The organism is Pseudomonas multiresinivorans (assembly GCF_012971725.1).
In the GTDB taxonomy this organism is placed as follows: Bacteria; Pseudomonadota; Gammaproteobacteria; order Pseudomonadales; family Pseudomonadaceae; genus Pseudomonas; species Pseudomonas multiresinivorans.
In genome coordinates this window covers 707,903-718,901 of sequence record NZ_CP048833.1, presented here as the reverse complement: position 1 = coordinate 718,901, position 10,999 = coordinate 707,903, and the positions used below count along the sequence as shown (strand labels likewise).

Below are 10,999 nucleotides of genomic sequence, written 5' to 3'. Positions count from 1 at the left end.
GGCAATTGGCTGCAAGCCCTCCCAACTTTCGTCGGGAAGACGCCGGACGGCGGCCCGGTTTGCCGGGGAAAACCGCCCGTCGGTAGAATGCCTCCCCATGAACGATGACATCTCCTACCTGCTCAACTCCCTCAATGACCCGCAGCGCCAGGCCGTAGCCGCGCCGCTGGGGCGCCAGCGCGTGCTCGCCGGCGCCGGATCCGGCAAGACCCGCGTGCTGGTGCACCGTATCGCCTGGCTGATCCAGGTCGAGAACGCCTCGCCGCACAGCATCCTGGCCGTGACCTTCACCAACAAGGCCGCCGCCGAGATGCGCGCGCGGATCGAGCAGTTGCTGGGGATCAACCCGGCGGGCATGTGGGTCGGCACCTTCCACGGCCTGGCGCATCGCCTGCTGCGCGCGCACTGGCAGGAAGCCGGGTTGCCGGAGAACTTCCAGATCCTCGACAGCGACGACCAGCTGCGCCTGGTCAAGCGCGTGGTGCGCGAGATGGGGCTGGACGAGCAGCGCTGGCCGCCGCGCCAGGCGCAGTGGTTCATCAACGGCCAGAAGGACGAGGGCAACCGCCCGCAGAACATCCAGGCCGGCGGCGACCTCTACCTGTCGACCATGGTCAGCGTCTACCAGGCCTACGAAGACGCCTGCGCCCGCGCCGGCGTCGTCGACTTCGCCGAACTGCTGCTGCGCTCGCTGGACCTCTGGCGCGACCGCCCGAGCCTGCTGGAGCACTACCAGCGACGCTTCCGCCACATCCTGGTGGACGAGTTCCAGGACACCAACGCCGTGCAATACGCTTGGCTGCGCTTCCTCGGCAAGGGCGGCGAGAGCCTGATGGTGGTGGGCGACGACGACCAGTCGATCTACGGCTGGCGCGGCGCGAAGATCGAGAACATCCAGCAGTTCGGCGATGACTTCGCCGGCACCGAGGACATCCGCCTGGAGCAGAACTACCGCTCCACCGGCACCATCCTGAAGGCCGCCAACGCGCTGATCGCCAACAACAGCGGGCGCCTGGGCAAGGAATTGTGGACCGACGGCGTCGACGGCGACCCGATCACCCTGTACTCGGGCTTCAACGAGCACGACGAGGCGCGCTACATCGTCGAGACCATCGAGGACGCCCTGCGCAAGGATGGTCTGAAGCGAAGCGAAATCGCCATCCTCTACCGCTCCAACGCCCAGTCCCGCGTACTGGAAGAGGCGCTGCTGCGCGAGAAGATCCCCTACCGCATCTACGGCGGCCAGCGCTTCTTCGAACGCGCCGAGATCAAGAACGCCCTGGCCTACCTGCGGCTGATCCGCCTGCGCGACGACGACGCCGCGCTGGAGCGGGTGATCAACGTGCCGCCGCGCGGCATCGGCGAGAAGACTGTCGAGGCGATCCGCAACGCCGCACGCCTGAACGGCACCTCCATGTGGCGCGCGATCAACGACGTGATCGCCGCCAAGGCCGTGGCCGGCCGCGCCGCCAGCGCGCTGAACGGTTTCTTGGAAACCGTTGACCTGCTCGCGGTGAAAGTGGAAGGCATGCCGCTGCACCAGATGACCCAGATCGTCATCGAGCAGTCCGGCCTGGTCACCTACCACAAGGAAGAGAAGGGCGAGAAAGGCCAGGCCCGGGTGGAAAACCTGGAAGAACTGGTCAGCGCCGCCCGCGCCTTCGAGACCCCGGACGACGAGGACACCCCGCCGCTGGTGGCCTTCCTCGACCACACCGCGCTGGAGTCCGGCGACACCCAGGCCGACGCCTTCGAGGACAGTGTGCAGCTCATGACGCTGCACAGCGCCAAGGGCCTGGAGTTCCCGCTGGTGTTCCTCGCCGGCGTGGAAGAAGGGCTGTTCCCGCACAAGATGAGCCTGGAAGAACCCGGCCGCCTGGAAGAGGAACGCCGCCTGGCCTATGTGGGCATCACCCGCGCCATGCACCGCCTGGTCATGACCTACGCAGAAACCCGCCGCCTGTACGGCAGCGAGACCTACAACAAGGTCTCGCGCTTCGTCCGCGAAATTCCGCCGAGCCTGATCCAGGAAGTACGCCTGTCCAACTCGGTGAGCCGCCCGCTCTCGGGCAACCAGCGCAGCGGCAACCTGTTCAGCGGCGCCAGCGTGCCGGACACCCCGTTCAGCCTCGGCCAGTCCGTGCGCCACCCGCTGTTCGGCGACGGCGTGATCCTCAACTTCGAAGGCTCCGGCGCCCAGGCACGGGTGCAGGTGAACTTCGGCAGCGAGGGAAGCAAGTGGCTGATGATGGGTTACGCGAAGCTGGAAGCGATCTGACAGCTCTTTTGTAGGAGCGAGCTTGCTCGCGAACGGATTCACCGGCAGCTCTGGTGCCACAACGTTCGCGAGCAAGCTCGCTCCTACAGGTCACTGCCACTCGATTCGGCAGCCCTGCGCCGGCGGATAACGCTGGCGCGTTACTCGCCCTACGACTGACGGGACCGCGCCGGATTCACGGCTTTCGTAGGAGCGGACTCCGTCCGCGATAGCTCACAGCGAGCTCGGAACATCGCGGACAAAGTCCGCTCCTACGCCCGGTTCAGCTAAGGCATCAATGAGGATGCCCGCCACCGTTCTGCTCGAAGGTCTCGATCAGCGCCACCTGCATCCGCGAATGCACGCGGATGAACCAGCGCCAGAACACCGCGATCACCAGTGCGGCGATCAGCGCCACCACCACCAGCAGCTCACCCGGCGGCAGGATGCTCGAACTGAGCGCCGCCAGCAGCAGCATCATGCCGCCCAGCGACAGCAACGGGATCAATTCGGAAATCACCCGACGCACGCGGGCCGTATGGCGGCCGGCGCTTTCCGCCTTCACGCCCATTTCCGCCAGCAGCATGGCCAGCGCCTTGAGCTTGCGATAGGCGGCGATCAGGAACGGCAGCGACAGCAGCAGCGCGGCACCCCAGATCAGCGCCTTGTGCAGCGCTTCGGGCTCGACGAACTGCGCCAGCCACTGGCCGATCTGCCCGGCGAAAAACGCCAGGCCGAAGAAGATGCCGATCACCAGGGTCAGGTTGACCCCGACCTGCAGCAGGATTCGGCGGATCAGGCTGGCGAGGATAGCCTTGTCGCCCCGCGGCTTGATGCTGCGCAGCCACTCACCATAGAGGCTGAACACCCGCACCATGGGTGACGGCAGGCTGCGGCCCAGGTACAGCGCCAGTGGGTCGGCGGAGCGGATCAGGTAGGGCGTCAGCAGCGTGGTGATGGCCGACACGCCGACCACCACCGGGTAGAGGAAGTCACTGGTCACGCCCAGGCTCATGCCCAGCGCGGCGATGATGAAGGAGAACTCGCCGATCTGCGAAAGGCCCATGCCCACGCGCATCGAGGTGCGCCCGTCGTTGCCGGCAATGAAGGCGCCGGCGCCGCAGGAGATCAGTTTGCCGGCCACCACCACCAGGGTGATCACCAGGATCGGCGCGGCATAGTCCACCAGCACCTTGGGGTCGATGGTCAGGCCGATGGCGACGAAGAAGATCGCGCTGAACATGTCGCGCACCGGCTCCATCAGACGCTCGATCTGGATCAGCTGGCGCGACTCGGCCATGATCGCGCCGATCAGGAAGGCACCCAGGATCATGCTGTATTCCAGCTTCACCACCAGCAGGCAGAAGCCGAAGCACAGGCCGAGCACCGTCACCAGCAGCATCTCGTTGCTTTCGAATTTCGCCACGTAGGCCAGCAGGCGCGGCACCAGCAGGATTCCGACGACCAGCGCGACGACCATGAACAGGCTCAGCTTGCCAACCGTGGAGAACACCTGGTCGGCCTCCACCGTGCCGCTCACGGCAATGCCGGAGAACAGCGCGATGATGCCGATGCCGAGGATGTCCTCGATGATCAGCACGCCGAAGATCAGCTGGGCGAAGCGCTCGTTCTTCATCTTCAGGTCGCCCAGCACCTTGATGATGATGGTGGTGGAAGACATCGCCAGGATCGCGCCGAGGAACAGCGAATCCATGGTGCTCCAGTCGAACAGGCGGCCGATCTCGAAGCCGGCCCAGATCATCAGGGTGATTTCCAGGAACGCGGCGATGAACGCCGTGGCGCCGACCTGGAACAGCTTGCGCAGGGAGAATTCCAGCCCCAGGCAGAACATCAGGAAGATCACCCCCAGTTCGGCGAGGGTCTTGATCGTATCCTCGTCGTGCACCAGGGCGAACGGCGGGGTGTGCGGGCCGATGATCACCCCGGCGATGATGTAGCCCAGCACCACCGGCTGCTTGAAGCGGTGGCAGAGGATGGTGACGAAACCGGCGATCAGCATGATCACCGCGAGGTCCTGGATGAAGTCGATGGCATGCATGGTCGGCGGTCCTCGCGGCGTGGGGTCAGGGGATCGCGCGGCTGACGGCCTCGCTCAGCGAAGCCTACCATCCGAGCCTTCCGACAGGCGGCTCTGAAAGAATCAGTAACAGACTGATTTGGAAAGGGATTCAACCGCCCCCATATCAGGGGTCGGGCCCGGACAGGGCAACAGCACGAAACAAAATCCGGCTGGCCCTCACCGGCCCCGGCCTGCAACATGACGTGCGTCGTATACCAACCAAGAGAATGACAACGATGAAGCGCTTTCTCAGCCTTGCCATGGCCTTCTGTGTCGCCGTGACGCTCAGCCTCGACGTCAACGCCGCCAAACGTTTCGGTGGCGGCAAGAGCATGGGCTCTGCGCCGAGCCACCAGACCCGCCAGGCGCAACCCAACGCCGCCCCGAATTCCTCGACTGCCGCCGGCCCGGCCGCGACCGGTGCCGCCGCAGGCGCTGCCGGCGCCGCTGCCAAGAGCGGTGCTTCGCGCTGGCTCGGCCCGCTGGCCGGCCTCGCCGCCGGTGGCCTGCTCGCCTCCATGTTCATGGGCGACGGCTTCCAGGGCATGCAGTTCCTCGACATCCTGATCATCGCGCTGATCGCCTTCATCGCGTTCCGCTTCATCGCTTCGCGTCGCCGCCAGCAGCAGGGCCAGCAGCCCGCCATGGCCGGCGGCCATGCGCCGATGCAGCGTGAAATGCCGGCTGCTCCGCCGTCGATCTTCGGTGGCGCCTCGCGTCCGGTGATGGACAGCCGCCCGGTGATCAACGCCCCGAGCTGGTTCGATGAAACCCGTTTCATCGGCGCGGCCCGCGAGCACTTCATGTCCCTGCAGCAGCACTGGGATTCCAACGAGATGGACAAGATCGCCGAGTTCGTCACCCCGCAGATGCTGCAGTTCCTCAAGCAGGAACGCGCTGACCTGGGCGACGGCTACCAGTCCACCTACATCGACAACCTCGACGTGCAGCTCGAGGGCGTGGACGACCAGGCCGAGAAGACCATCGCCACCCTGACCTTCAGCGGCGTGTCGAAGTCCTCGCGCTTCGACCAGGGCGAACCCTTCAGCGAAAGCTGGCGCATGGAGCGTGCCCAGGGCGACAACCAGCCCTGGCTGGTGGCTGGCATCCGCCAGAACTGACCCTGCACGTGAAGAAGAAGCCCGGCGATTGCCGGGCTTTTTCGTTTCCGCACATCGGGCACGGGCATGCCCTCCCCCCCGCCGCTCGTCCGGACGGCGCCCGCGCAGTGGTCTTGCGCGGAGGGCCGGCTACTACTGTATAAAGCGCGCCATTCGTCGAATATAGAGAGGCCCCGTCTGTGGAAGATGTGATCGAGAAACTGCGTGAAGCGAACGAGCCGGTTCCGGTACCGCTGGAACTGCCCGACGAAGAACTGCTGGTGGAGATCGAGGAAGCGCTGCTGATCGGCATTCCGTCGGAATTCCGCGAATTCCTCCTGCTGGTCAGCGACGTCGTTTATGGCCGCCTGGAACCCGTCACGGCGACCGATCCACAGTCCCACACCTACCTGCCGGAAGTCGCAGCCGTGGCCTGGGCCAATGGCCTGCCGCGCGAGCTGATTCCGCTCTGCGCCGATGGTGACGACTACTACGCGGTCGCCGAGGACGGCGAGGTGATTCTCTGGGCCGACGGCGAGCTCACCGAGGAAACCTGGGACTCCGTCTGGACCTGGGCACGCGACGTATGGCTCGATACTTGAAGCCCCATGTCGGAATTTCCTGAAACTTCCATGGTCACACAGGCAACCCAGCGTACCTCCAGCCCTTGCTGCCCGGGCGGGTACGATGCCCCGTGGAGAAACTATGAAGTTGAAAGCCTTGTTCACCTGCCTGTTGCTGCTCGGCCTCGCCGGATGTGCCGACAAGGCTGTGGTGACGCTGCAGGACGGCAGCGAAATCCTGGTGAAGGATCACTCCGACTACGACAAATACAATGACTACTACGAGTTCGAGCAGTTGAACGGCGAGACGATCCTGATCAAGAAGGACAACGTCCGCTTCATCAAGACCCCCTGAAGGGCGCCCTAGCGCGCCCCGAGCCTTCCCCCGCTTTCCAGCTCCAGCAGATTGAGCAGGTACTGGCCGCAGTAGCCCAGGTCCTGTTCGATGGCCTTGCGCGCGCCTGCGCCATCGCCGCGCTCCAGCGCCTGCAGGGTGTCTTCGTGGAAGTCGTTGAGGCGCAGTGACAGGTCGGCCTCGGTGAACAGCCGGTTGAAGAACGGCCCGACCTGCAGCCACAGCGCCTCGATCATGCGCAGCAGCGTGGGATTGCCACAGGCGCGGTAGAGCGTCAGGTGGAACAGGCTGTTGGCTTCCAGATAGCCATGGACGTCACGGGCATTCAGCGCGCTTTCCATGCGCTCGGTGCAATCGCGCAGCACGGCCATGTCGGCGGGCCGCAGGTGCCGGGCCGCATCCTCTACCGCCAGCCCCTCCAGGGATTGCCGCACCTGCAGGATCTGCAGGTAGCGCTCGCGGGTCATCACCGGCACCCGTAGCGAGCGCTGCGGCTCACCTTCCAGCGCGCCCTCGGCCACCAGTCGTTGCAGGGCGGCGCGGACCGGCATCGGGCTGGTGCCCCATTCATCGGCCAGGTCGCGGATCTTGAGCCGCTCGCCGGGCTGGAAGCGCCCGCTCAGAAGGGCCTGGCGCAGGTTCTGGTAGAGCTGTTCCTGAAGGTTGTCGGCCATGGTTTCACTCCCGCCCGGCCGGCGGCGCCGGCAGTTGGGCGAAGGTCAGGCTGCAGTCGTGCTTCATCTCGCTTATCCCTTGTTTTCGATCAGACAGTTGCCGCCATCCACCACCAGCACTTCGCCGGTGATGTAGCTGGCTTCGGGCGAGGCCAGGAAGGCGATGGCGGCCGCCACCTCCTCCGGTCGCCCGGAACGACCCAGCGGCGTGCGCCGCCCGGCCTGGATTTCTTCTTCGCTGCTGGAGCCGGTGGCGATCCAGCCGGGCGCTACGCTGTTCACCGTCACCCCGCGCTGCGCCACTTCCAGCGCCAGCCCCATGCTCATGCCGAGCATCCCGGCCTTGGCCGCGCTGTAGGCCGACTCGCCCGGATTGCTGGCCCGCGTGCCGGTGGTGGAGCTGACGTTGACGATGCGCCCGTAGCCGCGCTCCAGCATGCCCGGCAGCAATGCGCGGGTGAGCAGGAAGGCGCTGGTCAGGTTGCGCGCCAGCGACAGGTTCCAGGTCGCCAGGTCCATCGCCGCGAGTTCGGCGAAGGGTTCAGGGCTGCCCTGCATGGCCATGCCGGCGTTGTTCACCAGCACGTCTACCCTTCCCCATTGCGCCTGCGCCCATTCGGCCAGGCGGCGGACATCGCCTTCGTCCGTCAGGTCGGCCGGTAGCGCGCGGACGTCGAAGCCTTCGCCGCACAGCTCTTCTGCCCGCAGCAGGACGCGCTCGCTGCTGGCGGTGAGCAGCAGCTTCACCCCGTTGCTCGCCAGGCGGCGGGCACAGGCGAAACCGATGCCGGATTCACTGCCGGCGCCGCTGACCAAGGCTACCTGGCCTGTCCAGGGCGATTCATTCGTGATGTCATTCATAGCTTACTATCCATTCTGTGATCACAGAATTCGTTACAGGGCAGATTATCAGGCAGACGATTCGCTGTATTGACATTTTTGTGATCACAAATGGAAGATGTGCGAAATAACAAACGAGGTGTGCAACATGACCGCCAGCGGAATCGCCCAACCGGCCGTGGATCTCTTCACCGCCCGCGAGCGCCAGCGCTTCCTGGAACAGAATCCCAAGTCCGTCGCCCTTGCCGAGCGAGCGCACAAGTCGCTGTACGCCGGCGTGCCGATGCACTGGATGGCCGACTGGTCCACGCCCTGCCCGCTGTTCGTCGAACGCGCCCAGGGCGCTCGCTTCTTCGACGTGGACGGCCATGACTACGTGGACTTCTGCCTCGGCGACACCGGCAGCATGTTCGGCCACTCGCCGGCACCGATCGCCCGCGCCCTCGCCGAACAGGGCGCGCGCGGCCTGACCACCATGCTCCCCGGCGAAGACGCGGTGGTCTGCGGCGAACTGCTCGCCGCGCGCTTCGGCCTGCCTTACTGGCAGGTAACCGCTACCGCCACCGACTCCAACCGCTATGTGCTGCGCTGGGCCCGCGCGGTGACCAAACGCAAGACCCTGCTGGTATTCGACGGCTGCTACCACGGCACCGTGGACGACGTGATGGTGCGCTACCGCGACGGCGAAACCGTGCATCGCTCCGGCCTGGTCGGCCAGGCCTACGACCTGACCCAGCACAGCCGTTCCATTCCCTTCAACGACGTCGAGGCGCTGGAAGCCGCGCTGGCCCAGGGCGACGTCTGCGCCCTGCTGTGCGAGCCGGCGATGACCAACATCGGCATGGTCCTGCCCGATCCGGGCTTCATGCAGAAGTGCCGCGAGCTGACGCGCAAGTACGGTTCGCTGCTGATCATCGACGAAACCCACACCATCTCCACCAATATCGGCGGCTGCACCCAGCTGTGGAACCTCGACCCGGACTTCTTCGTGGTCGGCAAGCCGATCGCCGGCGGCGTGCCCTGCGGCATCTTCGGCTGCAGCGCGGAGATGGCCGAACGCATGGCCGCCTCGCGCAAGAGCGCCCAGGAAGACAGCCATGGCCACGGCCACAGCGGCATGGGCACCACGCTCTCGGCCAACGCCCTGGCCATGCACTGCATGCGCGCCAACCTGGAACAGGTGATGACCCAGGCGGCCTACGACCACATGCTGCCGCTGGCCAAGCGCCTGGCCGACGGCTTCCGCGCCCTGATCGCCAAGCACGGCCTGAAGTGGTCGGTGACCGAGCTGGGTGCGCGCAGCGAGTTCCAGTTCTGCCCCGTCTCCCCGCGCACCGGCGCCGAAGCCGAAGCGGCGTTCCACGACGAGCTGCAAATGGCCCTGCACCTGTACCTGATCAACCGCGGCATCCTGATCACGCCGTTCCACAACATGACCCTGTGCTGCCCGGACACCACCGCCGCGGACGTGGATCGCCTGATCGAGACCCTCGATGCCGGCATCACCGAGCTGCTGGCGATCCCCGGCGCGCGTGAGGCCTGATCGAAACTCCCCCTGTAGGAGCGAGCTTGCTCGCGAACCCGCCCCGCAGCGGATTTGCAAAAGAGCGTTCGCGAGCAAGCTCGCTCCTACGAAAAGCATTCTGCGGCGCGCCGAGCGCCACCGAGGACCACCATGCAATTCGCCGATCGAAAGGAAGCCGAAGCCTTCCTCGCCGCCCACCCGGACGTGCGCAGCATCGAACTCTTCATCATCGACTCCAACGGCATCCCGCGCGGCAAGCTGCTGCACCGCGACGAGCTGCTGGCGATCTACGACAACGGCCGCCCGCTGCCCAGCTCGATCCTCGCGCTGACCGTGCAGGGCGAAGACGTCGAAGGCACCGGGCTGGTCTGGGAAGTGGCCGACGCCGACTGCTGGACCTACCCGCTGCCCGGCAGCCTGACCCTGCAGCCCTGGCGCAGCTCGCCCACCGGCCAGTTGCAGGTGAGCATGCACCCGACCCAGGGCCTGCCGGCCACCCCCGCCGACCCGCGCCAGGCGCTGTCGCGCGTGGTCGACCGGCTGAAGGCCGACGGCTTCCACCCCGTGATGGCGGTGGAGCTGGAGTTCTACCTGCTGGACAAGCAGCGCGACGCCAACGGCCGCCCGCAGCCAGCGCTGCAGATGAACGGCATCCGCCCGGAAGCGCCGCAGGTCTACGGCGTCTATGAGCTGGAACAGCTGCAGCCGTTCCTCGACGACCTCTACGCCGCCTGCGAAGTGCAGGGCCTGCCCGTGCGCACGGCGATTTCCGAATACGCGCCGGGCCAGGTCGAGCTGACCCTGGAGCACCGCTTCGACGTCATGCAGGCCATCGACGAAGGCGTGCGCTACAAGCGCCTGGTGAAGGGCGTGGCGAACAAGCACGGGCTGCAGGCCTGCTTCATGGCCAAGCCGTTCGGCGATCGCGCCGGCTCCGGCATGCACCTGCACGTCAGCCTGGCGGATGCCGAGGGCAACAACCTCTACGCCAGCGAAGACATTCACGGCACCCCGCTGCTGCGCCACTCCATCGGCGGCATGATGGCGCGCCTGCTGGATTCCCTGGCGATCTTCTGCCCCAACGCCAACTCCTTCCGCCGCTTCCAGGCCAACAGTTATGCACCGCTGGCCAAGAGCTGGGGCGTTAACAACCGCACCGTGTCGTTCCGCGTGCCCGGCGGCCCGGCCAAGAGCCGGCACATCGAGCACCGCATCTGCGGCGCCGATGCCAACCCGTACCTCGCGGCGGCGGCGATCCTCGCGGCGATCCACGAAGGCATCCGCGAGCAGATCGATCCGGGCGCGCCCATCGTCGGCAACGGCTACGAACAGGCCACCGAATTCCTCCCCACCGACTGGCTCACCGCGTTGCGCGCGCTGGAATCCTCCACCTGGGCTCGCGAGGCGCTGGGCGAGGAATTCCTCAAGGTGTTCCTGGCGATCAAGTGGGAAGAGTTCCGCCAGTTCATGGGCGAAGTCGGCGAGCAGGATTGGCGCTGGTACCTGCACCACGCCTGATCGGCGGAAAAAAGACGGCTCTTGTAGGAGCGAGCTCGCTCGCGAACGCCTCCGCGCCGGAGCTTGTTCGCGAGCAAGCTCGCTCCT

9 protein-coding genes are annotated in these 10,999 nt (G+C 66.1%); 6 read left to right on the top strand and 3 right to left on the bottom strand.

Going from position 1 to position 10,999, the window contains the following annotated elements; all coding sequences use genetic code 11:
• Positions 1-97: 97 nt before the first annotated feature.
• Complete coding sequence (uvrD, locus tag G4G71_RS03320) at positions 98-2,278, top strand: DNA helicase II (protein ID WP_169935393.1); 2,181 nt, start codon at positions 98-100, stop codon at positions 2,276-2,278.
• Between the two features lie 274 nt (positions 2,279-2,552).
• Here uvrD and G4G71_RS03315 read toward each other — a convergent pair whose 3' ends face one another.
• Positions 2,553-4,316, bottom strand: coding sequence for a cation:proton antiporter (locus tag G4G71_RS03315; RefSeq protein ID WP_169935392.1), 1,764 nt, complete (start codon positions 4,314-4,316; stop codon positions 2,553-2,555).
• A gap of 257 nt (positions 4,317-4,573) precedes the next feature.
• Here G4G71_RS03315 and G4G71_RS03310 point away from each other — a divergent pair, with 257 nt between their 5' ends.
• The 3 genes from G4G71_RS03310 to G4G71_RS03300 all read left to right on the top strand — a co-directional run bounded on the left by G4G71_RS03310 (position 4,574) and on the right by G4G71_RS03300 (position 6,355).
• On the top strand, positions 4,574-5,458 hold the full coding sequence (locus G4G71_RS03310) for a Tim44 domain-containing protein (protein ID WP_169935391.1): 885 nt from the start codon (positions 4,574-4,576) through the stop codon (positions 5,456-5,458).
• Between the two features lie 179 nt (positions 5,459-5,637).
• Positions 5,638-6,039: an SMI1/KNR4 family protein gene (locus tag G4G71_RS03305; RefSeq protein ID WP_024766840.1), complete on the top strand. Its 402-nt coding sequence runs from the start codon at positions 5,638-5,640 to the stop codon at positions 6,037-6,039.
• 103 nt (positions 6,040-6,142) lie between these two features.
• Entirely contained in the window at positions 6,143-6,355 is a 213-nt protein-coding gene (locus G4G71_RS03300) for a YgdI/YgdR family lipoprotein (protein WP_017521498.1), read from the top strand.
• A gap of 8 nt (positions 6,356-6,363) precedes the next feature.
• Here the strand turns inward: G4G71_RS03300 and G4G71_RS03295 are convergent, their stop codons facing one another.
• Both G4G71_RS03295 and G4G71_RS03290 read right to left on the bottom strand, forming a co-directional pair.
• The gene (locus G4G71_RS03295) at positions 6,364-7,029 is read right to left on the bottom strand and encodes a GntR family transcriptional regulator (protein WP_169935390.1); all 666 of its coding nucleotides are present in this window, start codon (positions 7,027-7,029) and stop codon (positions 6,364-6,366) included.
• 72 nt (positions 7,030-7,101) lie between these two features.
• Positions 7,102-7,890: an SDR family NAD(P)-dependent oxidoreductase gene (locus tag G4G71_RS03290; RefSeq protein ID WP_169935389.1), complete on the bottom strand. Its 789-nt coding sequence runs from the start codon at positions 7,888-7,890 to the stop codon at positions 7,102-7,104.
• A 127-nt stretch (positions 7,891-8,017) separates the two neighbouring features.
• Here G4G71_RS03290 and G4G71_RS03285 point away from each other — a divergent pair, with 127 nt between their 5' ends.
• A complete protein-coding gene (locus G4G71_RS03285; RefSeq protein WP_169935388.1) occupies positions 8,018-9,412 on the top strand; it encodes an aspartate aminotransferase family protein in 1,395 nt (464 codons plus the stop codon).
• A 132-nt stretch (positions 9,413-9,544) separates the two neighbouring features.
• On the top strand, positions 9,545-10,912 hold the full coding sequence (locus G4G71_RS03280; protein ID WP_169935387.1) for a glutamine synthetase family protein: 1,368 nt from the start codon (positions 9,545-9,547) through the stop codon (positions 10,910-10,912).
• Positions 10,913-10,999 lie beyond the last annotated feature (87 nt).